The sequence below is a fragment of the Rhodococcus sp. SJ-3 genome (assembly GCF_051918125.1).
Lineage (GTDB): Bacteria > Actinomycetota > Actinomycetes > Mycobacteriales > Mycobacteriaceae > Rhodococcus.
Genome location: NZ_CM123306.1, coordinates 3,403,729 through 3,429,827, shown reverse-complemented (window position 1 = coordinate 3,429,827; position 26,099 = coordinate 3,403,729). Strand labels below are relative to the sequence as shown.

Genomic DNA, 26,099 nt, shown 5'->3' with positions numbered 1-26,099 from the left:
ACACACCTGCGACCGGAATGTGTCTAGGCTAACATCTTTCTTAGTAAACCTGTAGCACTTATATTACTAAGTTCCATTCACCCGTCTGCGCTTCGAAGCGCGTCGACCAACACAGGCACTTCGGCCATTGCGCGCATCGCGTCGTTGAGGTGTGTACATCCAGCAGTGCCGGGGAAGATCTCCAGTACAGCGGCTCTCAGATCGCGAAGTGGAGTTCCTACTATCCTGTCGACGGACAATGAGGCAAGCGGGCATTCGTCGTACGGAAGCACGCGGGGATCTGCCGAGATCGACAGTAGTTCCCCCGTTGCGAGATCCGCCGTTGCCTTCACCAGATACTCGTGCACCGCGACACGCCCGCCCTCTGGCACCGTCGACGAATCTTGGAACATCGAGTCGATCTCGATGACATCACCCATCGTCACGTCGATGCGGCGTGCACGCCGCATCGAGATCTCCGTGATTTCCAAAAGTTCATGCCACCCGATCGGATCATCTTCGCGGAGCAGCGGTCCGACCGTCTGCACCTGGTGGTTCCACTTGGACGAGCCGTCGGGCATCAACGCTCCCGAACCCGGCTGGAACCCCGTGCAGATGCCCTCCATCTTGCGACGCGGAGCATTCTCCATCGCCACGAGCATCTGTTCCCGCGGAATCCAGCGAGAGTAGGCGAATCCGGCGACGAGCGACGCGCCCGCGATGTCGTCGAGCATCAGATACAGCGGGGTGCCGGCCGAAGCCTCGCCCGGCAGCACCTCGGCGAGTACGGTGCGCGAACTGCCGCCGCCACGTGCGCCGATCATCCCGGTCACCGCCGGTCGCGGCGGATCCGTGGCGATGTCTTCGATCGTCCGGGTCGCCGAGTTCACCCCGACCGTCATCGTGTCCTCGGCGAGGACGACGGGCTCACCGTCGTCCGGTGTCAGCAGATCCCGCGACCTGCCAGTGAGGCGCAACTGCGTTCCGTGCCCGTCCGGCCACCGCATGTCGATCGTCGAGGTGCGGCGCACCGAACCTCGACGACGGACCGGGGCGGGACCGGACGGGCCGCGGGCCACGAGACCGAACGGGATGTCGACTGCCATGAAGTTGTCCTCCCGTAGAACCCTGTACCTGACGGCGGGTGTACTGCTGCTGTCTACTCGTGTTCCCACATCTTCGGCACCGACGGTCCTCCGGCCACACGATCGGCGTACATTGCGTCGATCTCCTCGTCGCCGTACCCGAGTTCGGTGAGGATTTCACGGGTGTGCTGGCCGATCACCGGTGCTGCACGGTCGAACTTCAGAGTGAGATCGTCGAAGTTCCAGTAGGCGCCGGGCTGCTCCATCCGACCGAAGTGCGCGTGATCGTAGGAGGCGATGAGCTGCCCGGTGCGGTTCGCTTCGTCGTCGAAGAACTCGAAGCTGTACTCCTCACGGACCGGCTCTGCTGCAATGCCCGCAGACGCGAGGTCGATCAGCAGCTTCTCGGATTCGAACGCCGCGAGGCCCGCCTCGATCCCCTCGTCATCGGCTGCGCCCGCTATCGCGCGCAACGCGGCGAGCTGGCCGTCGGCTTCGGCAACGACCGCGACCCAACCGTCGGCCACCTCGTAGATGCGGCGGCCCGGTCCGAAACCGGTTTGGGTTGCATCGAACCGCGGGTACTCGGCAACACTGTTGTCGGCGAGACGGATCAGCGTCTCGCTCTGCGTCGCAGTGGCCGACGCGAGCAACGACCCGGATGCCTTGGTTCCTCGCCCGGTCCGCTGCTTGTAGTACACCGCAAGCAGTGTTCCGATGAGCGACCCGAGTGCCGTCTGGACATCGAGGACGCCGAACCGAGAGAACTGCGGTGGATTTCCGACACCGCCATTCTCGACCTCCCAGCCTGCAAGTGCCTGGAAGATCGAGTCGAAACCAGGGCTGTCGGCACGATCGCCGTTCTCTCCGTAACTGGTCACGTAACCGAAGACAATATCCGGCTTGAGCGCACGCAGACCCGCCTCGTCTATGTGGAGCTTCGCGGACGCTTTCGGACGCTGGTTGTGGTGGACAACGTCTGCCCAATCTACAAGTTTGCGCAGTACGGCCTGGCCCTGCTCGGTAGTGAGGTCGACCGCGAGCGAACGCTTGTTGCGGGAGCATGCTTCCCAGTAGCTGGGCTTGTACCGGAGCCGGTCGCCGACGACGGGCTCGACCTTGATGACTTCGGCACCGAGGTCCGCCATCAGCATCGGCGCCATCGGGCCTGCGAGGAACGAGCCGAGGTCGAGGACCTTCAGGCCGGCGAGAGGCCGTGGGTCGCCGATATCTTTGGAACCGTCACCGACTGCAGCACACAACGATCCGAGCTCGGCGAGCACTTCGTCGGTGTGCTCGCCGAGGAGTGGCGCGGGGCGCGTTACGACGCATGGGGGGTCGATACCGAACGGGTTACCGGCCTGGATCGTTTTTCCGTTGATCGGATCGTCCACCTCGACGACGTAACCGTTGGAAGTGACCTGCGGATCGCGCAACAATTCGCCCATCTGCAGGGCCGGCTCGATTCCGAGGTCGGCAGCTCGGAACACGGGTAACCATTGGGTACTCGGCCGCTGCGCGATGACGGTGCGCAACTCTTCACTCGCGTTACTCGACAGATCGTTCAGGTCGCCGCCGAGTTCAGCGGCGACCTCCCGGACGAGAGGAATCGCACCGACGTCGATACGTTCACCAGGGTTCATCATCTGCAGCCACACACCGTCGCTGCACTGGTACATCGCGAGCTGCGGAGGCGCTTCGTACTTGTTGAGAATCAGTGCGGGGATGGGGTTCTCGGCGTTGTTCCACGCGAGCGATGCCGTGTTGAGCATGCCCTGCAGCAGTGAGGTATGCACTGCACCGATCCGGCCGGTGCCGTCGCGCTGGATGAGTCGTGCCACGATGCCCGCGGCGGCGAGGGATGCTGCCGCCCAGCTCGGCAGCGGGAAGCGCATGGCGATCGGGCCCTCGCGGTAACCCCACAGCTCACCCATCAGTCCGGAGCGTGCCTGCACGAGCAGGTCGTGGGCAGGGCGGTCGCGGTCGGGGTGGTCTACGGGGTAACCGACCACCGAGGAGACGATGAGGTGCGGGTGACGTTCGCGCAGCGTCGCGTCGTCGAGACCGAGCTCGGCCGCGTGCGTCGGGGTGAATTCGTGAACGAAGACATCGACCGTGTCGAGCAGGTCGGACAGCTTCGCGCGGCCGTCGTCGGTGTTGATGTCCAGGACGACGCTGCGCTTGCTGCGGTTCCAGGAAGCGAAGGCAACACGTTCGCGGAGCGGATCACCCTGCGGAGGTTCGACCTTGATGACATCGGCACCCGCCTCTGCGAGCATCCGCGACGCGACCGGAACGGCCAGCCCGGAGGCGAGTTCGACGATACGTACTCCGTCGAGAATCCGATCGGTCATGGAGTTTCCGCCTTTCGTACTCCGGACTACATGTGCCGGAAATCGACATCCGCTGTGACGCTCACCACGAGGTTACCCCACAAAGGGAACAAGGTCTACTTAGTAACCTTTGTCTAGAAGAACTACAGCCCGGGCCGAATCCCCATGGGAACGACCCGGGCTGCTGCATACCGGACGAAGCGAGCGTCAGCGCGCCTTCCAGACCGGCTCGCGCTTCTCGGCGAACGCGAGCGGTCCTTCCTTCGCGTCCTCGCTGAGCGCGAGACGATCCCACTCCGCGGCGGACAGTGCCCACCGATCGTCCTCCTCCACGCGCCGGCCGTCCACGACGCCGTAGGCGACGCGCTTGCTGGCCTGTACCGACAACGGAGCATTGACGGCGATGCGCTCCGCGAGTGCGATCGCAACCTCGACAGACTTCCCTTCGGGCGCGATCTGATTGATCAGACCGACCTCCAGAGCGCGCGCGGCGGTGATCGGATCTCCCGTGAAGATCATCTCCATCGCGAGACGCTGCGAGATCTGGGCGGGAAGGCGGAACACGCCACCCGCACCGGCGATCAGACCGCGCTTGACCTCCGGCAGACCGAAGGTCGCGTTCTCCGCGGCCACGATGAGATCCGCCGACAGCGCCAGTTCAGTACCCCCGCCGAGCGCGGTGCCGTTGACAGCAGCGATCGTGGGCTTGTCGACGTAGTGCTTGACGAAGCCCGCGAAGCCCCAGTCCTCATGACCGGGAGCATGCAGGCCCTCGCCACGCGAGATCGCCTTGAGGTCGGCGCCCGCGCAGAACGACTTGTCACCGGCACCGGTGACAACGATCGCCCGCACCTCGGGATCGTTCGCCGCCTCTTCGAGGGCGCCGCCGACTCCGATGCTCACCGACGAGTTCACCGCGTTGCGGGCCTCCGGACGGTTGATCGTGATCACCATGACGTTGCCGACGCGCTCGACGAGCGCACCGGCCTGGGTTGCCTGAGTCATCGTCGGTCCCTTTCTCAGTTCTCGACGAGTTCGAGGATCGTGGCGTTGGCTTGTCCGCCACCCTCGCACATCGTTTGGAGTCCGTAGCGAATCTTGTTGCGACGCATGTGGTGAACCATGTCGGTGAGGATTCGTCCACCGGATCCACCGAGCGGGTGGCCGAGGGCGATCGCGCCGCCGTTGGGGTTGAGGCGCTCGGGGTCGGCTCCGATCTCCTTCAGCCATGCAAGGGGCACGGGGGCAAACGCCTCGTTGACCTCGAACACACCGATGTCGTCGACGCTCAGGCCCGACTTCTCGAGGGCCTTGGCCGTCGCCGGGATCGGCGCGGTGAGCATGATGACCGGGTCGGCGCCGACAACGGTCGCCGTATGGATCTTGGCGATGGGCGTCAGACCGTACTTCGCTGCCGCCTCCTCGCTCATGATGAGCAGCGCCGAAGCGCCGTCGGAGATCTGCGAGGCGTTACCGGCGTGGATGACGCCGTCTTCCTTGAACACCGTCTTGAGCTTGGCGAGCGACTCGACCGACGTGCCGCGGCGGATGCCCTCATCCTTCGAGATCACAGTGCCGTCAGGGGTGGTCACGGGCACGATCTGAGCGTCGAACAGACCTGCATCCTGCGCCGCCGCGGCACGCTCGTGGGAGCGAGCCGAGAACTCGTCGACCTCGGTGCGGCTCATGCCCCACTTCTCGGCAATCATCTCGGCACCGACGCCCTGATTGGGCGCGACACCGTCGTACCGGTCGAGGAACGCCGTCGGGAAGGGATTTCCACCGACCTTGCCCGACGAACCCATCGGGACGCGCGACATCGACTCGACGCCACCGGCGACCACGACCTCGTAGTGACCGGCTTCGACACTTGCAACGGCGAAGTTCAAGGCTTGCTGCGACGAACCGCACTGGCGGTCGATGGTAACTCCCGGGACAGTCTCGGGCCATCCGGCCGCCAGCAACGCGGTGCGAGCGATGTCGATGGACTGCTCACCCACCTGCTGCACGCATCCCCAGATGACATCGTCGACAACGACCGGGTCGATACCCGCACGCTCGACGAGCGCGTTGAGAACGACAGCGGACAGGTCGGCCGGATGGACGTCGGCCAGGCCACCGTTCCGCTTACCGACCGGTGTGCGCACGGCCTCCACGATTACTGCAGTCACGATGTGCTCCTTCTTTGTCAGCGAGACGGGTCAGACCCGCGTGGATTCGAGTTCGGCGACCATCTCGAGCAGACGGCGCCGGTCGACCTTGAGGGACACGCTGCGCGGCAGTGCGTCCACCGTGTGGATGGTGACCGGAACTTCGTAGCCGGTCAGCTGGTTGCGGACGAACTCCTTGAGTTCGGCCTCATCGACGGGTTCTGCTCCCGCGATCAGTTCGATCACCGCGACAGGGACCTGACCGAGCCGCTCATCGGTCTTGCCGTACACGGAGGCGTCGAGCACCGAACTGTGAGCGCGCAGCGCATTGCATACCGTCTCCGGCTGCACCTTGAAGCCGCCGCGGATGATCGCATCGTCGGCGCGACCGTCGATGTAGACGAAGTTGTCGTCGTCGAGATGAGCCAGATCGCTGGTACGCACCCACTGGTTGGTTCCGGTGCCGGTCTGGCTGGAGCAGACTTCCAGGCGGCCGGTAGTGCCGACGGGCAGCACGTTTCCACTCTCGTCCACCGTGCGCATCTTCACGCCGGGGAAGGGTCGGCCGATGCTGCCACGCTTGCGCGCCCACCATTCGCCGATGAGCGGCTTCGTCCACCCTGCCACTGCACCACCGAATTCCGTGGCACCGTACATGATCATCACGGGAATCCCGTAACGCTCGGTGAACTCGTCGGCCAGGTCGGGGCTGACGAAGGTCGTGCCCGCCGTCACCGCACGCAGACTCGCGAGCTTCTCCTTGGGCACGTCCTCGTTGAGTACCGACCGCATCGCGGCCGGCGGCAGACCCGCGACACGCAACTGGTGCTCGTGCACGGCGTCGACCCATCCGTCGACCGTGAACCGCGGCAGTACGACAATCGGCCGCGCCTCGGCAAGCGCCTGAATGACGCCCCACAGGCCGCCGATGTGCACGATCGCGAGCGACACGAGGGCAACGCGTCCGGTGAGCGGCTCACGCTCGTCGCCACCTTTACCGGTGTGGCTGTGGACCGATTTGAGAGCCGCCTCGAGCTGACGCCAGGTCAGCGGGACCCGCTTGGGCGGGCCCGTGGTCCCCGAAGTGAACATCTCGACCGCAATGGGGTCTTTCTCGTCCTTCACGACCTCGATGGTGACCTCGGGACCACCCGTTCGCTGCACGACGTCGAGTCCGTCGACCGCGAATCCGACGATGCCGGCCTCCGCTATTGCGATCTCGAATTCGGTTTCTTCCCACATGCTCTGCGGTGCGAGCACGACCTGTGGAAGCGATGCCACCGCGTCTGCGGTGACTCGCGCCGTCGGCTGCATGGGGTTGAGTGTGATGATCGTGCGACCCTTGCCGAGGATGGCGATCAAGGATGCGATGGACTCCATCCGGTTCCCCAGCACGACGCCGATACGTGCACCGTCACTGCACCCGACACGCGCCAGTTCGGCGTCGATCGTCTCGGCGAGCACGCGCACTTCGCCCCACGTGTGCCATACCTTGCCCTGCTGGACCATTTTCGCGTCGTCGGATGCCGACCACAGCAAGCCCACCGCTTCCCTGATACCCGTCATTCGATGCCTCCCACTTCTGCCGACGGGAAAAATCCGCGTTCTTCCTGCATCGGTACCGGTTTCATGACGCTCCTGTACACCGGTTACGGCGACGCGGAGCGAAACGTCTACCTTCAAGATAGATGACATAGTTAACTAGGTCAATCGTGTTTGAGTCAAATGTGCCACGGGACTCTCAGTCTCCGCACGACGAAGTGGGGAGGGTCCGTCAGACCCTCCCCACTCACGCGACATACTTCAGCGCGGCATTCCCAAACCACGCTCGGCAATGAGGTTGCGCATGATCTCCGAGCTTCCGCCCGCGATCGTGTACGCCCGCGCGTACAGGAACTCGTCCTGCCACCGACCACGGTCGATCGCGTTCGCGTCTCCCTCGACGAGAATCCCGGCCTCGCCGGCGAGTTCGAGAGCGAAACGTGCGATGTCCACACCGAGTTCGCTGAACATCAGTTTGGTCATCGGTGCGTCGTATGGTCGCTCGGTCTTGCGTGACCAACGGCTGATGTTCGCGTACACCAGAGCCGAGAGTGCCGTGACCGCGGCCGACAGCTCACCGATGCGGTCCTGCACGGCACCGTCTTCGATAGCCGGCCGTCCGTTCCGCGTGACGTTCTTCGCCAGATCCTTCAGAGCCTCGACGTTCTGCTGCAGCCGCACCGTGCTCGTCGCCACGCCGCTTCGCTCATGTCCGAGACTGGAATTCGCAATGCCCCAGCCACGGTTGACCTCACCGATCAACGCATCCGGTCCGAGCTCGACATTGTCGAGGAACACCTCATTGAAATCGGAGGTGCCGGTCATCTCCCGCAACGGCCGCACCTCGACACCCGGCAGACGCATGTCGACGATGAATGCGCTGATACCTCTGTGCTTCGGGGCATCCGGATCGGTACGCGCCAGCAAGTAGCCGTAGTCGGCCCAGTGTCCGTTCGTGGTCCACACCTTCTGACCGGTGACCTTGAATCCACCGTTTTCGGTGGGGACGGCCTTGGTGCGCAGCGACGCGAGGTCACTGCCCGAACTCGGCTCACTGAAGAGCTGACAGAAGATGAGCTCGCCGGTACGAATTCTCGGCAGGTACTTCTGCCGCTGTTCCTCGGTGCCGAAATCGATCAGTGCATGCGACACCAGATGAGCAGCGCCCTGGATCGCGGCCGGCGCGCGGCCCCGGGCGAGCTCCTCACCGACGACAACGTCCTTTTCCGATGAATGCGCAGAACCCTTACCGCCGTACTGCTCCGGCCAGTCGGCGCCGACGTATCCGGCCGCGAACAGCTTTCCCGTCCACTCCTTGAGCAGAGCCAGCTCCTCGGCATCCTCCGCGCTGCGAACACCCGCCTTGACGGTGATTGCCGGCTTGTTTGCCGCGACGAACTCGCTCACCTCTGCACGGAACTCTTCGAGCTCCGGGGTCATTCCGTAATCCATGTCAGCGCACCTCGTACTTGCGGGTCGGTACCTCGGAGCGGACGACCTGCGCCTTGCCGATCGGATTGCCCAGGTCGGTGTAGTACATTCCGGTCGCGAGGGCCGCAGACCGGCCCTGATCCTTGGACTCCCAGATGGCCCGGATGCTGCCCTGGATCGCGGCCGGAGGTTTCGCGGCAATGCGCTCTGCCAGCTCCTGCGCTCGGTCCCACAGGCTGTCCCGCGTCACGATCTCGCTGACGAATCCGATTTCCAGTGCGCGCTTGGCCGACATCCGCTCGTCGAGGCCCAACAGAACCATACGCAGCACCTCCCCGATCGGGATCCGATGCGCGAGACCGATCGGTTCGAGCGCCGCGACCATTCCGTACGACACGTGCGGATCGAAGAACTGGGCATCCTCGCTTGCGATGATGATGTCTGCTTCGTTGAGCCAGTAGAGCGCACCTCCGGCGGCCATGCCGTGCACGGCGCAGATCAGCGGCTTCCAGCAACCATTGTGCTTGGGCGAAAGATCGACGCCCGGATCGCGGCGGCTGAAGACGTTGTCGGAGAGGAACGTGCCTTCCTTGACGTCTACGCCTGTCGAGAAGGCGCGTTCCCCGTTGGCCCGGAGCACCATGACATGGACGTCATCCTCCTCGCGCGCGTAGACCCACAGTGCAGCGAACTCGGCCCGCATCGTGTCGGTGAACGAATTCAGTTTGTCGGGCCGGTCGAGCGTGATCGTCAGAACGTGGTCTTTCAGCTCTGCAATCACCGTGGTCAAGCCGCTCAGGTCCACAGTTCCTCCTGGAAAGTACGGGCATGCGCCCTGACAAATATTACTAAGTGACCCATGTCGAGTCCAGTCCTTACCGTCAACACGTCAACGCGCATGTCCGGCAACCGCAGCAACCTCAGGACGCCGTCGGGCAGGATCCGCCTTGACCTCGATAACCAGAGGGTAGGCCCCCTCGTCCAGCAGCTCCGCGACCTGCGCAAACTCGTCGACCTCCCGCACCATCACCGCGCGGGCACCGAGCGCACGCGCCGTCCCCGCAAAGCCGGGCCACTCGACCTCCGAATGCGCGGTCGCGAGCCCGAGACTCTCGAGTTTGAGGTACTCGGCGCCGTAGCAATGGTCGTCGAGAACGACGAGCACCAGCGGCAGGCGGTGCCGGACCGCCGTACTCACCTCCACCAGGCCCATCATCGCGCCGCCGTCCCCGGCCACACAGACCGTCGGCACGTCGCGGCGACCCGCGGCAGCGCCCACCGCGGTCGCGATCCCTAGTCCGATCGAGCCGAATGCGCCGGGAACGGTAAAACGACCCGGATCGACCGGCAGATACTTCCACGCCGCAAACGAGAACCGTCCGACATCGGTGACGACCTGTGTTCCCTGCGGAAGCACCTCGGCGAGGCGGACCATCGCGTCCCGCATGTCGACGGTTCCGCCGCCGGAGATGCTGCGGTAACCCTTCGTCTCGAGCCCCTGCACCGCGTCGGCGAGTTGGGCGACACGACGACCGGACGGCGCCGGTGCTTCGGCCTCCGCGAGACGCTCGCACAACGCACGCACCACACCTGCGGCGTCACCAGGAATCGGAAGATCCACCGGCGCGAAACGCCCGAACGCACCGGATCGATCGTCGACCTGGATGACGAACTTGCCGGCCAGCAGTGCCGTGTTGTCCGTCGTGAACGACGAGAGTGCGGCACCGACAACGAGCATGCAGTCGACACGGCCGAGCTCTTCGATCGCCACGGCGTGCGATAGCGACCCATGGACGCCGAGATTCTCGGGTTCACCGGCGAAGAGGTCCTTCGCGAGCAACGTCGTCATCACCGGAGCGTCGATGGCCCGCGCCAGCCGCAGGATGTCGTCCCGCGCCCCGGAGGCGACCGCACCCCTGCCCGCGAGGATTACCGGTCGCGCGCTGCCGAGCAACGCGGCAAGCGCGTCGTCGACGAGATCCGGGTCCGGCGCACCGGGCACCGGCAGCGGAGGTGCCGTGCGCGGAGACTCACCCGTCACCGCAACTTCGAGCAGGTCGTAGGGCAGATCCAGCACGAAGAGGAACCCGGGTGGCGGCCACCCGGGCGAGGGCTTCGGCGATATCTGCACCCACCGCGTCGGCCTTCCGCACCCGGCGGTACTCCGCGCCCGTGAGACGGGCGAACCCCTCGAGATCGAGATCCTGGAAGTGGTCGCGCACATCCGGGGTGCCGCCGGTCAGCAACAGCACTGCACTGCGCGACCGCACCGCCTCCACAAGGGCAGTCGTGCAGTTCGTGACCGCCGGACCGTGTGTCACGGATGCGACGCCGACACCACCGGTCATGCGGGCGTAGCCGTCCGCCATCGACACCGCGCCACCTTCTGCCACGGCCGCCACGAACTCACCGCCGTGGTTTTCGACGAAGTCACCGAGATACGCGAGGTTCACATCACCCATGAGCCCGAAGATGGTTCCGACACCGCACTCGGAAAGCGATTGGGCCGCCAGTTGATAGGTCTTCACAACATGTTCCTTCGTGATCAGGGGGTTGTCAGATGACGGGACTGAAGCCGCCGTCGACGTGCACGGCCGTGCCGGTGAGGTAACCGGCGCGGGGCGAAAGCAGGAAGGCCGCGGTGTCGCCGAATTCGTGTGGCTCGCCCACACGGCCGAGTGGGATCTTCATCCGGTCGGCGATCTTGGCCATGTATTCCCCGACATCGCGGCCGGCTTCGACCGCCGGGCGCATGATCTGCCCGCTGCGAATGATGCCGATGAGCATCGCGACCACCCGAACTCCGTCGGGGCCGAACTCGTTGGCCAGCGCCTTGGTCAGGCTCAGGCCCGCGGCCCGTAACGGGGAGCTGGGCATACCGCCACCGGCGCCCGGAGCACGCGCTCCCGTGCTGAGTACGTTGAGAATGACGCCCTTCGATTCCTTCAGGTGAGGCATTGCCGCGCGGCTCGCGCGCACCGCCGCGAGGAACTTCAGGTCGAAGTCGTCGTGCCAGGCGTCGTCGGTGATCTCTTCGAACGCACCGCCGCTGTGCACACCGGCGGAGTTCACGAGTCCGTCGAGCCTGCCCCGCTTCGCATACGCCTGTTCGACGAGGCCGTCGAGGTCGGCGGCGACCGTGACATCGGCCCGCACTCCCTCCACCGATCCGCCGCCGAGTGCGCGCAGCGACCGCACGGCGTCGTCGAGACGCTCGGTGTTGCGCCCGCAGATCGTCACGTCGGCGCCTTCCGCGACCAGAGACGAGGCCGTCGCGAATCCGAGTCCGTCGGACCCGCCCGTGACGAGGAAAACTTTGCCCTTCAGGCCGAGATCCATTTTGCCTCCCGATATCGTGGGAACTTAGTAAACTATGTGATCTGGGTTATAACACAGTGTACGGGTTCGACGACAGTCCACGGAGGACAACATGAATGTTCTGATCTACGGCGCGGGTGGATTCCTCGGCTCCGCGCTCGTCAGGCGGTTCGTCGCAGGTGGGCATACCGTGCGCGGTCTGGTCCGCAACGAAGACGCCGCCGACGCGCTACGGAAGGCCGGCGCCGAGCCCGTGCTCGGCGACCTGCTGACCGATCCCGAGGGCACCGTCGCGCACGCGGCCGACGCAGACGTCATTCTCTATGCCGCGCAACTGCTGCTCGAGCCCGAGCGGCACACCATCGAAGCACTGATCGACACCCTCGAGGGAACCGGGAAAACGCTGATCTTCACGTCCGGCACCGGCGTCCTGTCGCAGCGCACCGACGGTGAGTGGAGCGAGGACACGTTCGCCGAGGACGACGAATTCGTCCCGTCCAAGTACATCGGCGGCCGCGTCGACACCGAGAACGTCGTGCGTGAGGTGAACGCCCGCGGGGTCCGAGGCATCGTCGTACGGCCCTCGATGATCTGGGGACACGGCCGCTCCCCCATGCTCGACGGCTTCCGTACGTCGATCGAGAAGACCGGTGCGGTCTGCTACATCGGTCGCGGTCTGAATCTGTATTCGAACGTGCATGTGGACGACGTCGCCGAGATCTACCACCTCGCCGCCGAGAAGGCGCCGGCCGGCGCGCTGTACCACGCGGTGTCGGGCGAAACGAACTTCCGCACCATCGCCGAGGCCCTTGCACAGCAGCACAGTGTTCCTGCTCGCAGCATCGATCTCTCCGAAGGCGTCGAGATCTGGGGTACCTTCGCCGCCCTGATCGTCTTCTCGACGTGCAGTCGCACGCGTGCACCCCGCGCGCGGCGCGAACTCGGGTGGTTACCTCATCCCGACAGGCTCGATGTGCTTACCGAGATCGGCGCTCCGGTGGACGCGACCTGACCTCCGGCGCACCCGATCCGAGGGAATCGGGTGCGCGGCGCTGCGCCCACTCTCAATGGCGCCCGCCGGCGACCACAAGCGTCTCGCCGGTGATGTAGGAGGATTCGTCGGAGAGCAGGAACCGAACGACCGACGCGATCTCCTCCGGCTGTGCGCCGCGTCCCAACGGGATTCCCTCGACCATCGCGGCACGTTGCTGCGCCGTGACGGTCTGTGCCTGCTCCGTCAGGACGAGTCCGGGCGCTACGGCGTTGACCCGGATGCCGTCCTCCGCGAACGCAAGCGCGCAGCCACGGGTGAAGTTGTTCAGCGCGGCCTTCGTCGCGCCGTACGCGATCGTCGAGGCATTCGCCGAGACACCGTTGATCGACGAAATATTGACGATTGCGCCCCCACCGGCCTCGGCCATCTCGTCCTTGACCGCCCATGTCGTGAGATAGGGCCCACCGGCGTTCGTGCGGAACAGAAGATCCCACCGCTGCGGGGTGAGCTCGTCGACGTCGAGCAATCGCGAGTAGGCAGCGTTGTTCACGAGAAGTTCGATGGGACCGCCGAATTCACGGCGAGCGAACGCCATGAGCTCCGTCACGGATTCGGGGTCCGCCACGTCCACCTGCACCGTTACCGCGTCACCCCCACGGTCGCGGATCCCGGCGGCCGCAGCCGTCGCCTCGTCGGCCCTGGATCGGTAGGCCACCACCACACGGGCCCCTGCATCGGCAAGGTTCTCACAGATCGCCCGACCGATACCGCGGGCACCGCCCGTAACGACAGCGATCTTCCCGTCGAATACCATCGCGCCGCTCACTTCTTGATCACATCGAAGTGCCGGTCGGCGAGTACGCCCATTGCCGGACGCAGTGCCTGCGTCTCGCCGGCCACCTGACGCAAGAGCACGCCCACCGCCGTCTCGAGCTGTACCGTTCCCGCGAGGCACCGCTTCACCAGCTTGGTAGTTCCCGCCGAGACCGACGACGGTCGGTATTCGAGCACCGCTTCGAGATCGTCCAGGTTCCGCTGCTCGATGGGCGCTGACACGCACGCGGCTTCACGCAGATACTTCAGAATTCTGGCCAGACCCTTGCTGCGCTGAATCACGAACGGATCCTCGCTTCGCGGCACGATGATCTGCCGGATCTGCTCGAGCGCGGCGGCGTAGAGCCAGTCACCCTCGCTCGGCGTCGACGACACCGGATCGACGTCGACGATCTCCACACCTAGCACGTCGGCCAGCGCTTCGAGAAACAACCTCCGGTGCAGCAGCCCGTACACGAGAGAATTGCCGACCTCGCCCAGCAGATCGGGCTCCGCACGCTTGCGGTGCCCCAAAATCACGATGCGCAATTCGGCGAGCACCCGGTAGTAGCGGACCCGATCGAAATCGATGTCCGTGCCGGCCGCACGCGCGTAGTCACCGAAACGCTCCATAAGATTGGTGAAAGGTTCCTGAACCGAGCGGACCGAGACCCATGCAAGATCGTCATGCGGATCGCCGAGGTGTCCCAACTCGAGGTCGAGGACGGCGGTAACCCTGCCGTTCTCGTAGAGGAAGTTGCCCGGCCCGGTGTCGCCCTGCACGATCACCACCGGTCCGTCCATGTCGGGCACGTGGCCGCGCACCCAATCTAGCCCTAGATCGATCAGAGGATCGCTGGTTCCGGAGTCACGGTAGACCTTCTCCCACGTATCGATCTCGCGGTGCACGAGCACACGCAGATCCGCGTCGGGATCCTGGTCGGGTAGCCCGAGCCGGTGTGGATCGACACGATGCATCTCGGCGAGGATCCGCATGAAATCCGATGCGACGGAGACCCGTTGATCCTCGTCATGCAGGCGGGAGAACCACGCTTGTCCGGGCACGAGCTCGGACAGAATCGCCTGTTCGGTCGGGTGGACACCGACGACGTCCGGGACCGGCACTGCGGTGCCGCTCAGCGCTCGGAAGAATGCCGCCTCGCGGTGCAGGGTGAAATCGTCACCCTTCTCCTCGGGGTCGAGACGGTCGTAGCGCAAGAACAACGGGCGAACCGCACCGTCCGCACCACGTACTTCCACCACCCACGCTTCGCGTCGACCACCGCCCGGGCGCCGATCGGACGAGATCACGGTGCCGTTCGCAGCGTCGCCGATCCACTCCACGAGCTCGGAGGAAAGAGAATTCGCTTCGAGTTCGGTCGAAACTTCTGTCGCCGTCGTCATCAGTGCGTCCTGTTCCTCGAGCGATTCTCACGTATGCGGTCCACCAACAGATATGGTACAGATCACTTATATCACTTAGTTCGCTTTCGACAAGCTTCTCGACCGATCCCGGAGCGTGCACATGACCTCGAACACCGTCACCGACCCCGAAGTACCATTTCTCCCCGAGGACGACCTCTACCACCGGCTCAGCGACGACCCCTACGAGACCGAGACGACCTGGTGGTCGTTCAACGTTCCCGAGCGCCGGATCGGAGGGTGGCTCCACGCGGCACATCTACCCAACCAGGGCGCCGTCACGTGGCGCGTGTTCGCGTGGGATCCGCGCGGAGCAGACCCCGGCCGTCTGGCATACTTCCGCAACTCCGGACCGATCCCGATGATCGAGAACCCCGACCTGCGCGACATCTCCTTTCCATCAGGCGGTTTCAGCGTCAAAGCCTTGAAGCCGACCATGGACTACCACATCGCTTACTCCGACCCGGCTGCGAAGTTTGCGATCGAATTCGAACATCGCAGCGTGCACCCACCTCAGCGCTTCACACCCGGCGAGGCGCCCGCGATGTTCAACCCTCATTTCGATCAGCTCGGCCATCTCACCGGTGAACTCGTTCTCGACGGCGAGCGCATCACTATCGACTGCCACTCCGTGCGGGACCGCACGTGGGGTCCGCGCGGCGGGGCGCACCTACAGAGCCGCAAGCCTGAACACTTGCGCGGCGAATACACCGTTCGCGAACCCGGTGGTCCCTCGTGGCGACAGGTCGAGCGGCAACGCGGTCGCGGGCGCATCCAGTACATTTTCGGCCACGCCGGCGCCGAGACGGGCTTCTTGAGCTTCGTTCGTCCCCAGGACGGTAACGCCGCGGGATTCTCGCCGCTCAACGTCGGGTGGCTCCTGAAGGAAGGACGATTCGAACGCCTCGACAAGACACGCAGCCGCATGCGCAACTACCGCGACCCCCGTACCGGATGGAGTGCGCACATGGAGGTCGAACTGGTCGACGTCACCGGCCGGTCGATGGAAGCCGAAGGCTTCGCCGTCAGCCACATGTGTGAACACGGCACCGGATCGAACGCATTGATGCGTTGGGAGTTCGACGGAAAGATCGGCTGGGGAGAAGACCAGGACGGATGGAAGCCAGACCACTTCGCCGAACTCGTGCGGGCCCTGCGCGACACGGGACGAGCCGGGAACCTGTCCTGAATGAGTGATGCCGTGAAGTTCACAGTCCAGTACCCGCTCGCGGTCCAGGGATACACCCCGGAATTCCTCGGACCGCAAGCGATGACCCGATTCGCGCGTGCCGCGGAAGAGTCAGGTTTCGACGCCATCGCCGTCACCGACCATCCGATCCCGTCGGAGAAGTGGATCCGGTCCGGCGGCCACGACGGTTTCGACCTGACCACCGCCCTGGCGTTCTGCGCGGCCGTCACGGACCGCATCAAGCTGATGACATACGCGATGGTGCTGCCCTATCGGAACCCCTTCCTCGTCGCGAAGGCCATGTCCACCCTGGACCATCTGTCGCAGGGCCGAGCGATCCTGACCGCCGGCGTCGGATACCTGAAGTCGGAGTTCGCCGCCGTCGGCGTGGATTTCGAGGAGCGACACGAACTCTTCGACGAGGCAATCGAGGTGATGCGCGGCGCCTGGACGCACCGAGGGTATCGCTACGAGGGCCGGCACTTCACGAGCCTGGCACAGACGGCACTGCCGTTCCCTGTCCAGGAGGGCGGCGTTCCGGTGTGGATCGCCGGGAACGCCCCGCGGGCACTCACGCGAGCGGCCACAGTCGGACAGGGCTGGGCTCCCCTGCTGATAGATCAGGAGAAGGCCTCGACGGTCCGCACGACTCCGATCCCGACCGTGGCTGCGCTGACGAGGGCAATCGGCGAACTACGGGACCTCACCGAAGCCGCGGGTCGGCCGCGCAACGCCGTCGAGGTGCAGATCGAAGGGCCGGACAGCAAGGTCCTGGTCCACGGCGGCTCGCTCGACGAGCACCGCGACCGTCTGCACGAGTTCAACCAGGCCGGTGTCGGCTGGTTCGTGCTCGATACACCCGCCACGACGGTGGAGGAGGCAATCGACGCGCTCCACCACTACGGCGACGCGGTGATCTCCGGATTCCACTGAAACGAATCGTGCTTACCCTCAGCGCATGACGGCACAGTCAGTTTCGGTTTTCGACCTGCAGATTCGAGACCTGCACCCCATCCGCCGAGCGACACTACAGAATGGAGAGGAATAGTGGGTAATGGAAAGCCATAGTGCTCATACGATCACGTCTTCCGAGATAGAAGTGGTCGGATGCCCGATTCACTACTCGATTCACGGTGTCGGACAACGCACGACCATACTTGTACACGGGTTCGGCGCGCATCAAATGTGGTGGCATCGCGTCGTTCCGCTGCTGAGCGACGACTTCAGTGTGATCACTGTCGATCTGAGCGGCAACGGCCGAAGCGGCAAACGCAGCGCATACAATCCCGAGCTACATGCGCGCGAACTCGCTGCAGTTGCTCGCGATGTCGGAGCAGGACCCGCACTTGTGGCCGGTCACAGCATGGGAGGTCGATCCTCAGTCATAGCCGCAGCCACCGAGACGGCGCTGTTCGGTGGCTTGGTCGTCCTCGACACGGGCTTCTGTATTGCGGTCCGACAAGACGACGCCCAGCGGACCGTCCGATCCCAACGAATGTATCGGACCTACGAGGAGATACGTGAGCGGTTCCGGCTCGAGCCACCTCAACCGGCATTGCCGAAGGACGTCATCGACCCGGTCGCCGCATATGCAGTTCACCAGACTGCCAACGGATGGACGTGGCGGGCTGATCCTCGGCCGCCGTCATTTTCGGACACTTCAGTGAATGAAGCCTGGCAGGCGGTACGGTGTCCGGTCGCATACGCATACGGCACCCTGAGCACCGCTCCCGTGATCGAATCATTGCCGGTGTTGCGCGGGTGGCACCCGGATATCGACATCCGACCCATGGCCGGCGCACATCATCATCTCCCGCTGGAACGACCGGACGAATGCGCAGACGTGATCCGGACGGTAGCGGCACGAATGAGATGGTGACCATCCGCGCGATGGTGGTCTCGTCATCGAATATCCATATCTGCGCAAGCAGGAAAGAGAAGCCAGAATTGCCCACCTCATCGACACTCGCCGCCATGGCAACGGATCCGGCATCGGTGCTGCCGGTTCAGTTGCGTTCTCGTGCTCGATCGGAGCCGAACCGGCCGTTTCTCCGCGAAGTGACGGGGGGCCATGCAACTTACGGAGAGACGTGGGAGGGCGTCCGCAGCTGGGTTGAGCATCTCCGCGACCTCGGCGTGGTTTCGGGATCCCGTGTGGCGACCTTGTTGCCGCCCTCGATCGATGCGGCAATGATCTGGGTCGCTCTCGGTTGCCTGAGCGCGGTAGAGGTCCCGGTCAACCCCGAACTGAAGGGTGCCTTCCTCGAGCATGTCCTCGACGATGCCGCGCCCGTGCTGTGCTTGGCGAGACCGGAGTTTGTCGACCGAATCCGAGACACACGACCAGCCTTGGCTATTCGAATCGTCGAACGTGGAGAGTGGGAAACCCTGGCTACAGCCACCACCGAGCTCGATCTGCTGCCTACGCCGGCCGATATAGCGTGTGTGATCTATACGTCCGGCAGCACGGGTCCAGCCAAAGGAGTGATACTCGTTTGGGCACAGTTCGCCAGCGTGATCGGCCGGATACCACTCGGTCCCGAAGACGTGAGCTACAACTGCCATCCTATGTTCCATGTCACCGGACGGAGTCCATTGGTCACGATGTGCGACATCGGCGGCCAGGTCGTGTTCCGCGAACGGTTCTCGGCAAAGGCCGCCATGAACGATGTCCGTAGGTTCGGGTGCACCACAGGGACTCTGCATGGCGCTCTCCTGCTGGCGTTACCGCCACGGCCGGACGACGCAGACAACCCTCTCGAAGCCGTATTCGCCGGACACAACGTCGCCCTCGCTGCGGAATTCGCAGAACGATTCGCCGTGAAATGTTACGACCTCTATGGTTCCACCGAAGTCGGATTTCCTCTCGTCCTGAGCGACCCGCCCGACCTCGAACACACCTGGTGCGGACGCGTCCGCGACGGCTACCAGGCACAGGTGGTGGACGAAAACGCACAACCTGTCGCTGACGGTGTACCGGGTGAGCTCTGGATTCGGCCCGACGACCGGCTCATGATCATGGTCGGATATCTGAACCAGCCGGAGGCGACCGAACGGGCACTGGCCGGCGGCTGGTACCACACGGGCGATATCGTCATACGACACCCCGACGGCAATTTCGAGTTCCTCCATCGAGCCGGCGACACCATTCGCAGGATGGGCGAGAACATCTCGACAACTGCGGTCGAGGCGGTGATAGACGAGCACCCGCAGGTGTCCGGCTGCGCCGTAATCGGTGTGCCGGACCTCGTTGCAGGACACCAGGTCCTGCTCGTAGCGGAGACGATCGAGAACTCCACTCTGAACGAGCCGGAACTGAACACGTGGCTGACGAGCAAGCTACCCAAGCACGCGCTTCCGAGATATCTCATCCTGACCCACGCGCTACCGCGCACGCCCACCAACAAGGTCCTCAAGACCGGACTGCTCGACACCATCGACCTGACCGATGCGTGGAGCCCACCGGTTCGACGCAGTTGAGTCGATGCACTGCTCGGACCGAACGTCACGCGGCCGGAAACCTCGCCGCAGCAGCATACTTCGACCCGCCCTCCCAGTCGTGGCCCCCGCCCCACAGAAGTGGGGCGGGGACACGACTGCATCAGTGGCATCCGAGTCTGCGTGAGCAGCTACTCCGAAACGGTCAGGTACCTGAAGTCGTACGGACCCCACGTGGTGGCGTAATCCATATCCGCACTGAAGTTTCCGACTTGATCGCTCATCACCCACGGATAGGTCACCCACGTCATCGGCACACCCCACGCCTCCTCCACCAGGTAGTCGTTGAGCTCGACCGCACTGGCCTCTCGCTCCTCGGCACTACGTCGCGAATCCGTTGCACCCGCGAAGAGCCGATCGTATTCCGGCGTCGGCCCCGCCGGATTCTGCGTCGCCCCGGACCGCGTCACCATCCCGGCAGCGAAGCCCAGACCGTACGACGAGAAATTCAGGTACGCCGGCGCCTCGCCCCCCGCAAACGTGGTCATTCCCTCGAGAGAATCCATCACATTGGGCTCGAAGCGGATCCCTGCCTGCTCGAACTGTTCCTTGATCACATCGGTCAGCCCCGGCGTCACTGCATTGGAAATGATGAACCGACCCAAATCCACACCATCAGGGAAGCCCGCCTCGGCCAACAACTCCTTGGCCCTCGCCGGATCATACGGATACCGCTCTTCCAGACCGGAATCGAAGCCCGGCAAACCCTCACGCGAGTACTGCCACCGCGCATCCGAACCTGGGAACAACGCCTCCGTGACCGCCTCACGATCGAGCGCATAATTCAACGCCTGCCGCACCCGCACATCCGACAGCGGCCCGTAGTTCCAATTCAACATCAACTCGGTCCCGATGCCCATCGGAACCGGAACGGTGTTCAGGCCCTGACGACCCTCGACCGCTGCGACGTTTCCGGGTTGGAACTGCCCGATATCGATCTGCCCACCGGCCACCGCATTGGTGAACGCCTGAAAATCCGCAATCGCCGTGTGCTCGATCCGCGCGACCTGCGCAGCATCGGCGTCCCAGTAGTCATCTCGATCACGCACCAGCACCAGCTTCTCACCCGGCGCCCAACTCTCCACGCTGTACGCGCCCGAGCCGTTGGCCTCCATATTCGGATCGCCGTTCGCGATCAGATCCGGATGCATGATCAACCCCGACATACCCGCCAACTGATACGGCATCAGATCGGTCGGCGACGACAATGTCAACGTCACCTCGTACGGCCCACTCGCCGCCACCTCGGTCACCGGCTCCATCAGACCCTTGACCACCGGCGAGTTCAACGTGCGCGCCCGATCGAGGTTGACCTTGACCACCTGCGCGTCCAGCGGCGTGCCGTCGCGGAACGACGCATCCTCACGCAACTGCATTGTCAATTGCTGGCCATCCGGGCTGTACTCCCACGATTCGACCAGCATCCCCTCCACCTCACCCGCGGAGGTGATGGTGAACAGCCGATCGTAGATCGCATTGATCCCGAACCGGAAGGATGCAACCTCGGAGACTGCCATGTGCGGATCCAGCGAATTCGGGCCGACCGTCCAGCCCGCGCGCAGCGTCGCCGTCGTGTCCACCTCACCGCCGCCACCGGAGCCATTTCCGCTGGAATCCCCTGAGCCACAGGCAGTTGTCATCAGTCCGACAGCAGCGACCATCGCTACAGCCAAACGCCAACGTCGTCGAAACATGACACGTCCTTTCAAGCCGCGGCCGGACCGGCCGAACGGTCGAAATTGGGTACGAGCTGGACATGACTCGTGACCGAATGTCGATCACCAAGTGCACGAATGTAACCTAGTTCACACACAAGGTTCTTGCCTAGAGTTAGCTCCAAAAGACTGTTCGACTTACAGAAGGTTATGCAACCGCAGCCAGAGGCTCGAGACCTGCACGCCGCGGCTGGCCCGAATTCCGAATCTCGATGTCTATCGTCCCTTCCAGACGGGCGGACGTTTCTCGGCAAAGGCCCGCGGGCCTTCCTTCGCGTCCTCGGTCTCGCTGACGACGCCGTCTTCTCTGTCGTTGCGAGCCCACGCCTCCAGCTCGGTCACGGCCGTACCGTCGACGATCCCCGCGACGAGGCGCTTTGTCGCCTGTACAGCCAACGGCGCGCTCGTTGCGATCCGATGGGCCAGGTCCAGCGCGGTCGACAGCGACCGGCCGTCCGGCACCACCCGGTTGACCAGCCCCCATTCGAGAGCCCGTCGAGCACTGAAACTCTCCCCCAACAGCAGGATCTCCATCGCGATCGCCCGCGGTAGCCACTGTGCAGCCCGGATGGCCCCACCTCCGGACGCGAGGAAACCATTGCGCACCTCTGGAAGCGAGAACCAGGCAGACTCGGTCGCGACGACGAGATCGCAGGCCATCGCAATCTCGACACCGCCACCGATCGCGTAGCCGTTCACCGCTGCGATGATCGGCTTGTCGATCGGGTGCCGGCAGAAACCGCCGAATCCCCAGGCCCGCTCGATCTCAGGGCTCGGGTACAGCGACCGGCCGCCGGCCATCTCCTTGAGATCGCCGCCTCCGCAGAAGGCCTCCTCCCCTGCGCCGGTAACCACCACCACGCGGATGTCGGAGTCATGCTGGGCCCGCGCAAGGGCGTCGACGAGACCTTGGGTGACTGCCGCGGACACCGCATTGCGTGCGTGCGGCCGGTTGATCGTCACCACCAGGATCTGCTCGATATGTTCGACCACCACCGCATCGGCGGCCCCGTTCTTCGTCATCACAGGCTCTCCTGACGCACCATTCCACGGACGATCGACCTGACCGACGACTCAGCCGATGGGGAAGTCCCCCAGGTTCCACGTCCCCTCGGTCCCCCGCGACCAACCCGACGCAGCCCACGTACCGCCGTCGACGGGAAGAACCGCGCCCGTGATGTACGAGGCGAGAGGCGAACACAGGAACGCGACGGCCATGCCGCATTCCGCGATTGCACCTTCGCGTCCCAGCGGAATGTACCGGTCCATGGCATCCTGGCGTTCCGGTTCACGTACGAGGAAAGCGGATTCGTCGATCGGCCCCGTACGCTGCCCATGGTTTCCTGGCGTGACGGTCTGATCCGGAGTGATCGCGTTGACGCGGATGCCGTCCGCGGCAAGTTCGAGGGCCATCGTGCGTGTGAAGCTGAGCATCCCGGCCTTACATGCGGCGTATACCGCGAAGTTGGGTGCAGCACGGGTTCCTTCGATGCTGCTGACGTTGACGATCGAGCCACCTTCACCACCTCGCTGCATGAGGGGGACGACCGCCGAGGTCGCTGCGAGCATACTCACGAGATTGATGTCGATGTGGCGCCGCCAACTTCGTTCGCTCTGGTCGACGAACGCACCGCCGCGGACACCACCGGCGTTGTTGACCAAGATGTCGAGCCGACCGAACTCGGCATCGGCGCGCGCGACGGCCTCCCGTAGCTGTTCGGTGTCCATCACATCAGTCTGCACCGCAAGGACCTTGCGGTCGCGCTCACGAATCAGGTCGGCGGTCTGTTCTGCGCGTTGCGGATCGATCTCGGCGAGGACGATATTCGCGCCGGCCTCGGCAAGCGACAGTGCGATGCCGCGGCCGATCCCTCCGCCGCTACCGGTGACCATGGCAACCCGCCCGGTCAGATCTATCGTGGTTCCACTCATGGGTCTCGCCTCTCGTTGCGGTGAACGCGGACCGCACCGCCGTCGAAATCGACAGGCGGTGCGGTCATTCAGTGATGCAGTACAATTCGGTGCCGCAGGGTCATTCGGCGACCGTGAGGTACCTCAGGTCGAAGGGGCCCCACGTCGTCGCGTAGTCCATTTCGGTACTGAAGTTACCGACCTTGTCGCTCATCACCCACGGGTAGGTGATCCACACGATCGGAACTCCCCATGCGTCCTCGGTGAGGTACCTGTTGAGGTCGACCGCGCTCGCCGAACGCTCGTCATCGGTGCGCGTCGAATCGGTGACCTGGTCGAGCAGCGCCTCATATTCCGGCGTGGTCCCGGCAGGATTCTGTGTTGCGCCGGCGCGCGTATTGAGGCCTGCGGGGAGGCTGAGTCCGTACGAACTGAATGCAATCATCATGGGGAAGGTCCCGCTTGCGAACTGCGTGTACACCTCGACGCCGTCGAGCACGCGCGGCTCGAAGCGGATACCCGACGCCGCAAACTGCTCTTGAATCACATCGACCAGCCCAGGTGTGGTCGCCGACGACACCGCAATTTCACCGAGATCGATACCGTCCGGGTGCCCGGCCTCGGCGAGGAGCGCTTTTGCCTTCTCGGGGTCGTACGGGTAGATCTCCTCGAGGCTTTCGTCGAATCCTGGCAGCCCTTCGGGGGCGAACTGCCACCGCACGCGAGAGTCCGGGTAGAGGGCTTCGGTGATCATGTCGCGATCGAGCGCGTGGTTGAGCGCCTGTCTGACCCTGAGGTCATCGAGCGGCTTCGCGTCGCGATTGATCGCGATCTCCATCCCCACTCCGGAATCGACGGGCACAGTGACGAGACCATCACGACCCTCGACAGCGGCAACGTTGCCTGGCTGGAACTGGCCGATGTCGATCTGGCCGGCAGCCACAGCATTCGTGAATGCCTGGAAGTCGGGAATGCCGGTGTACTCGATACGGGCCGGCTTGGCCGCGTCGGCGTCCCAGTAGTCGTCTCGGTCGCGCACCAACACCAGTTTCTCGCCGGGCGCCCACGATTCGACGCTGTATGCACCGGAGCCGTCGGCGGTCATGTCGGGATCGCCGCTCTCGAAGAGAACAGGATTCATAATGAGACCGGCAACCCCGGCGAGCGTGTACGGCAGCTGATTGGTCGGTTCGTTCAATGCCACGGTGACCTCGTACGGGCCTGTCGCGGTCACCTCGGAGATCGCCGACAACGAGCGCTTGACCACCGGCGACTCGAGCGTGCGCGCACGGTCGAGGTTTGCTTTGACCACCGCAGCATCGAGCGGCGTGCCATCACGGAAGGACGCATCCTCACGAAGTGCAAACACCATGCTGCGGCCATCGTCACTGTACGACCGATCGGTGACCAACATGCCGTTGGCCTTGCCCTCGTAGTCCACCGTGAACAGCCGGTCGTATATGACGTTGAGCCCGAATCGGAACGACGCGAGATCCGATGTCGCCATATGTGGGTCGAGTGTGTTCACCGCCTGAGTCAAACCCACCGACAAGGTTGCGTTGGTGTCGACCGCACCCTGGTCCGCAGCGGCGGACGAATCGGAACTACCGCACGAGGAAACCAACGCGGCTACAGCCACACACGCGACTGCGGTGACTGCCCAGCGACTTCGGAACATGAGATGCCCTTTCGCGGAATCGGGTTCGAGCGCGGATCACGGCCGTGCAGGCGCGAGTGGGAGCGCACACACTTCGACACCCGAAGAAAAGTGATATTTCGTCGACGACACTAGCGCGTGGTGGTGCGCATCACAATACCGAACGTGTTGGATTACTCGGAATCATTCTCTGCATCAGTATTATTCACCGCACGGAGCTGAATTTCGGCCGATCCGTCGACAACGACAACACCCGTCGAATCGATCAATTCCAGCTCGAGTTCGATCCGTGCGTCGCCCCCACTCCCCCGAATACTGCGCACCACAGCACGTGCGGTCAGGATCTCTCCGCGATACACGACCTTGCGGAATCGGGTCCGGAATCGTCTCACGGTCCGGGTACCGAAGCGGTCCGTGCAATATGCGGCCAGATATCCGGCACCGAGCATGCCGACGCTGAATGCTGCGGGATATCCTGCAGCACGCGCCATTTCGTCGTCATGATGCATCGGGTTCATGTCACCGCTCGCGCCCTGGTAGCGCACGATGTCGGTCATCGTGATGGGCCCGAACTCGCGCGGGGCAAGCTCTTGCCCCTCTTCGATACCGACCGTCGAGGCCGTCATGTCTGCGCCCCAGCATTCGCGAGAAGCGCGGAGGTGTAATGGCATTCCGCTCTGAGGACACCGTCGGCATCGGTGAATGTCACGGTGAAGTGCACCATTGCCATCGGTCCCGATTTTCCGTTCTTGTGTTCAACCGAATCGAGACGCAATCCGGTCGTGACGGTTTCGCCTGCCTCGAGCAGCTTTCCGTGGAATTCGTATTCCTGCTCGAGAGACAGCAGTCGGCGGACATCCGGTGTCACTCCGATCGCCTCGCATCCGGCGCGGGTTTCGGGAAGGTCGAAGACCCGCGAAAGATCGTCCCAGAACACCACGGTGGAAAGGAAGGTCGGCGGCACGGGCGCCGCCGGGTCGTCCAGATATTCGGGCCGCACCGCACCGGTTGCGGCGGCATACTCACGGACCTTGCCCCACTCGATCGGCATCACAGCCACGG

General features: G+C 64.1%; 23 protein-coding genes. 5 read left to right on the top strand and 18 right to left on the bottom strand.

The window, feature by feature from the left end; all coding sequences use genetic code 11:
- Positions 1–77: 77 nt before the first annotated feature.
- The 10 genes from ACTDXD_RS15860 to ACTDXD_RS15815 form a co-directional block, all read right to left on the bottom strand.
- Positions 78–1,085 carry a DUF2889 domain-containing protein gene (locus ACTDXD_RS15860; protein ID WP_440123276.1) on the bottom strand — a complete coding sequence of 336 codons (1,008 nt, stop codon included), beginning with the start codon at positions 1,083–1,085 and terminating at the stop codon, positions 78–80.
- Between the two features lie 53 nt (positions 1,086–1,138).
- Positions 1,139–3,418: a CoA transferase gene (locus tag ACTDXD_RS15855; RefSeq protein ID WP_440123275.1), complete on the bottom strand. Its 2,280-nt coding sequence runs from the start codon at positions 3,416–3,418 to the stop codon at positions 1,139–1,141.
- 186 nt (positions 3,419–3,604) lie between these two features.
- Positions 3,605–4,402: a crotonase/enoyl-CoA hydratase family protein gene (locus tag ACTDXD_RS15850; RefSeq protein WP_440123274.1), complete on the bottom strand. Its 798-nt coding sequence runs from the start codon at positions 4,400–4,402 to the stop codon at positions 3,605–3,607.
- A 14-nt stretch (positions 4,403–4,416) separates the two neighbouring features.
- Positions 4,417–5,571 carry a thiolase family protein gene (locus ACTDXD_RS15845; RefSeq protein ID WP_440127662.1) on the bottom strand — a complete coding sequence of 385 codons (1,155 nt, stop codon included), beginning with the start codon at positions 5,569–5,571 and terminating at the stop codon, positions 4,417–4,419.
- A gap of 27 nt (positions 5,572–5,598) precedes the next feature.
- Positions 5,599–7,113 carry a class I adenylate-forming enzyme family protein gene (locus ACTDXD_RS15840; protein ID WP_440123273.1) on the bottom strand — a complete coding sequence of 505 codons (1,515 nt, stop codon included), beginning with the start codon at positions 7,111–7,113 and terminating at the stop codon, positions 5,599–5,601.
- Positions 7,114–7,350: 237 nt separating this feature from the next.
- Complete coding sequence (locus tag ACTDXD_RS15835; protein WP_440123272.1) at positions 7,351–8,541, bottom strand: acyl-CoA dehydrogenase family protein; 1,191 nt, start codon at positions 8,539–8,541, stop codon at positions 7,351–7,353.
- 1 nt (position 8,542) lies between these two features.
- The gene (locus ACTDXD_RS15830) at positions 8,543–9,325 is read right to left on the bottom strand and encodes an enoyl-CoA hydratase/isomerase family protein (RefSeq protein ID WP_440123271.1); all 783 of its coding nucleotides are present in this window, start codon (positions 9,323–9,325) and stop codon (positions 8,543–8,545) included.
- Positions 9,326–9,409: 84 nt separating this feature from the next.
- On the bottom strand, positions 9,410–10,597 hold the full coding sequence (locus ACTDXD_RS15825) for a thiamine pyrophosphate-binding protein (protein WP_440123270.1): 1,188 nt from the start codon (positions 10,595–10,597) through the stop codon (positions 9,410–9,412).
- On the bottom strand, positions 10,551–11,048 hold the full coding sequence (locus ACTDXD_RS15820) for a thiamine pyrophosphate-binding protein (protein ID WP_440123269.1): 498 nt from the start codon (positions 11,046–11,048) through the stop codon (positions 10,551–10,553). The genes ACTDXD_RS15825 and ACTDXD_RS15820 overlap by 47 nt, the downstream gene beginning before the upstream one ends.
- A gap of 28 nt (positions 11,049–11,076) precedes the next feature.
- Positions 11,077–11,859: an SDR family NAD(P)-dependent oxidoreductase gene (locus ACTDXD_RS15815; RefSeq protein ID WP_440123268.1), complete on the bottom strand. Its 783-nt coding sequence runs from the start codon at positions 11,857–11,859 to the stop codon at positions 11,077–11,079.
- A gap of 91 nt (positions 11,860–11,950) precedes the next feature.
- Between ACTDXD_RS15815 and ACTDXD_RS15810 the strand changes: the two genes are divergently transcribed.
- Positions 11,951–12,850, top strand: a complete 900-nt coding sequence (locus ACTDXD_RS15810) for an NAD-dependent epimerase/dehydratase family protein (protein ID WP_440123267.1) — start codon at positions 11,951–11,953, stop codon at positions 12,848–12,850.
- Between the two features lie 52 nt (positions 12,851–12,902).
- Here ACTDXD_RS15810 and ACTDXD_RS15805 read toward each other — a convergent pair whose 3' ends face one another.
- Together ACTDXD_RS15805 and ACTDXD_RS15800 are read right to left on the bottom strand one after the other, a co-directional pair.
- Positions 12,903–13,658 carry an SDR family NAD(P)-dependent oxidoreductase gene (locus ACTDXD_RS15805; RefSeq protein WP_440123266.1) on the bottom strand — a complete coding sequence of 252 codons (756 nt, stop codon included), beginning with the start codon at positions 13,656–13,658 and terminating at the stop codon, positions 12,903–12,905.
- Complete coding sequence (locus ACTDXD_RS15800) at positions 13,655–15,049, bottom strand: phosphotransferase family protein (RefSeq protein ID WP_440123265.1); 1,395 nt, start codon at positions 15,047–15,049, stop codon at positions 13,655–13,657. The genes ACTDXD_RS15805 and ACTDXD_RS15800 overlap by 4 nt, the downstream gene beginning before the upstream one ends.
- A 121-nt stretch (positions 15,050–15,170) precedes the next feature.
- Between ACTDXD_RS15800 and ACTDXD_RS15795 the strand changes: the two genes are divergently transcribed.
- The 4 genes from ACTDXD_RS15795 (at position 15,171) to ACTDXD_RS15780 (ending at position 19,736) form a co-directional block, all read left to right on the top strand.
- Positions 15,171–16,256, top strand: a complete 1,086-nt coding sequence (locus ACTDXD_RS15795; RefSeq protein ID WP_440123264.1) for a DUF7065 domain-containing protein — start codon at positions 15,171–15,173, stop codon at positions 16,254–16,256.
- Positions 16,257–17,189, top strand: a complete 933-nt coding sequence (locus tag ACTDXD_RS15790) for an LLM class F420-dependent oxidoreductase (protein ID WP_440123263.1) — start codon at positions 16,257–16,259, stop codon at positions 17,187–17,189. It begins immediately after the preceding gene.
- Between the two features lie 121 nt (positions 17,190–17,310).
- Positions 17,311–18,135: an alpha/beta fold hydrolase gene (locus ACTDXD_RS15785; RefSeq protein WP_440123262.1), complete on the top strand. Its 825-nt coding sequence runs from the start codon at positions 17,311–17,313 to the stop codon at positions 18,133–18,135.
- A complete protein-coding gene (locus ACTDXD_RS15780; protein ID WP_440123261.1) occupies positions 18,090–19,736 on the top strand; it encodes an AMP-binding protein in 1,647 nt (548 codons plus the stop codon). Before ACTDXD_RS15785 ends, ACTDXD_RS15780 begins: the two co-directional genes overlap by 46 nt.
- 149 nt (positions 19,737–19,885) lie before the next feature.
- Here ACTDXD_RS15780 and ACTDXD_RS15775 read toward each other — a convergent pair whose 3' ends face one another.
- The 6 genes from ACTDXD_RS15775 to ACTDXD_RS15750 all read right to left on the bottom strand — a co-directional run bounded on the left by ACTDXD_RS15775 (position 19,886) and on the right by ACTDXD_RS15750 (position 26,088).
- Positions 19,886–21,448, bottom strand: a complete 1,563-nt coding sequence (locus ACTDXD_RS15775; protein ID WP_440123260.1) for an ABC transporter substrate-binding protein — start codon at positions 21,446–21,448, stop codon at positions 19,886–19,888.
- A 237-nt stretch (positions 21,449–21,685) separates the two neighbouring features.
- The gene (locus ACTDXD_RS15770; RefSeq protein ID WP_440123259.1) at positions 21,686–22,492 is read right to left on the bottom strand and encodes an enoyl-CoA hydratase-related protein; all 807 of its coding nucleotides are present in this window, start codon (positions 22,490–22,492) and stop codon (positions 21,686–21,688) included.
- Between the two features lie 51 nt (positions 22,493–22,543).
- On the bottom strand, positions 22,544–23,401 hold the full coding sequence (locus ACTDXD_RS15765) for an SDR family NAD(P)-dependent oxidoreductase (RefSeq protein ID WP_440123258.1): 858 nt from the start codon (positions 23,399–23,401) through the stop codon (positions 22,544–22,546).
- A gap of 100 nt (positions 23,402–23,501) precedes the next feature.
- Positions 23,502–25,058, bottom strand: coding sequence for an ABC transporter substrate-binding protein (locus tag ACTDXD_RS15760; RefSeq protein ID WP_440123257.1), 1,557 nt, complete (start codon positions 25,056–25,058; stop codon positions 23,502–23,504).
- 152 nt (positions 25,059–25,210) lie between these two features.
- Positions 25,211–25,663, bottom strand: coding sequence for a MaoC family dehydratase (locus ACTDXD_RS15755; protein ID WP_440123256.1), 453 nt, complete (start codon positions 25,661–25,663; stop codon positions 25,211–25,213).
- Positions 25,660–26,088, bottom strand: coding sequence for an FAS1-like dehydratase domain-containing protein (locus ACTDXD_RS15750; protein ID WP_440127661.1), 429 nt, complete (start codon positions 26,086–26,088; stop codon positions 25,660–25,662). Before ACTDXD_RS15750 ends, ACTDXD_RS15755 begins: the two co-directional genes overlap by 4 nt.
- Positions 26,089–26,099: the final 11 nt, after the last annotated feature.

What these genes read in the sequence shown, in the direction of transcription:
- ACTDXD_RS15860 (WP_440123276.1), bottom strand. Translation starts at nt 1,085, where the DNA reads ATGGCAGTCGACATCCCGTTCGGTCTCGTGGCCCGCGGCCCGTCCGGT.
- ACTDXD_RS15855 (WP_440123275.1), bottom strand. Translation starts at nt 3,418, where the DNA reads ATGACCGATCGGATTCTCGACGGAGTACGTATCGTCGAACTCGCCTCC.
- ACTDXD_RS15850 (WP_440123274.1), bottom strand. Translation starts at nt 4,402, where the DNA reads ATGACTCAGGCAACCCAGGCCGGTGCGCTCGTCGAGCGCGTCGGCAAC.
- ACTDXD_RS15840 (WP_440123273.1), bottom strand. Translation starts at nt 7,113, where the DNA reads ATGACGGGTATCAGGGAAGCGGTGGGCTTGCTGTGGTCGGCATCCGAC.
- ACTDXD_RS15835 (WP_440123272.1), bottom strand. Translation starts at nt 8,541, where the DNA reads ATGGATTACGGAATGACCCCGGAGCTCGAAGAGTTCCGTGCAGAGGTG.
- ACTDXD_RS15815 (WP_440123268.1), bottom strand. Translation starts at nt 11,859, where the DNA reads ATGGATCTCGGCCTGAAGGGCAAAGTTTTCCTCGTCACGGGCGGGTCC.
- ACTDXD_RS15810 (WP_440123267.1), top strand. Translation starts at nt 11,951, where the DNA reads ATGAATGTTCTGATCTACGGCGCGGGTGGATTCCTCGGCTCCGCGCTC.
- ACTDXD_RS15800 (WP_440123265.1), bottom strand. Translation starts at nt 15,049, where the DNA reads ATGACGACGGCGACAGAAGTTTCGACCGAACTCGAAGCGAATTCTCTT.
- ACTDXD_RS15795 (WP_440123264.1), top strand. Translation starts at nt 15,171, where the DNA reads ATGACCTCGAACACCGTCACCGACCCCGAAGTACCATTTCTCCCCGAG.
- ACTDXD_RS15790 (WP_440123263.1), top strand. Translation starts at nt 16,257, where the DNA reads ATGAGTGATGCCGTGAAGTTCACAGTCCAGTACCCGCTCGCGGTCCAG.
- ACTDXD_RS15785 (WP_440123262.1), top strand. Translation starts at nt 17,311, where the DNA reads ATGGAAAGCCATAGTGCTCATACGATCACGTCTTCCGAGATAGAAGTG.
- ACTDXD_RS15780 (WP_440123261.1), top strand. Translation starts at nt 18,090, where the DNA reads ATGCGCAGACGTGATCCGGACGGTAGCGGCACGAATGAGATGGTGACC.
- ACTDXD_RS15775 (WP_440123260.1), bottom strand. Translation starts at nt 21,448, where the DNA reads ATGTTTCGACGACGTTGGCGTTTGGCTGTAGCGATGGTCGCTGCTGTC.
- ACTDXD_RS15770 (WP_440123259.1), bottom strand. Translation starts at nt 22,492, where the DNA reads ATGACGAAGAACGGGGCCGCCGATGCGGTGGTGGTCGAACATATCGAG.
- ACTDXD_RS15765 (WP_440123258.1), bottom strand. Translation starts at nt 23,401, where the DNA reads ATGAGTGGAACCACGATAGATCTGACCGGGCGGGTTGCCATGGTCACC.
- ACTDXD_RS15760 (WP_440123257.1), bottom strand. Translation starts at nt 25,058, where the DNA reads ATGTTCCGAAGTCGCTGGGCAGTCACCGCAGTCGCGTGTGTGGCTGTA.
- ACTDXD_RS15755 (WP_440123256.1), bottom strand. Translation starts at nt 25,663, where the DNA reads ATGACGGCCTCGACGGTCGGTATCGAAGAGGGGCAAGAGCTTGCCCCG.
- ACTDXD_RS15750 (WP_440127661.1), bottom strand. Translation starts at nt 26,088, where the DNA reads ATGCCGATCGAGTGGGGCAAGGTCCGTGAGTATGCCGCCGCAACCGGT.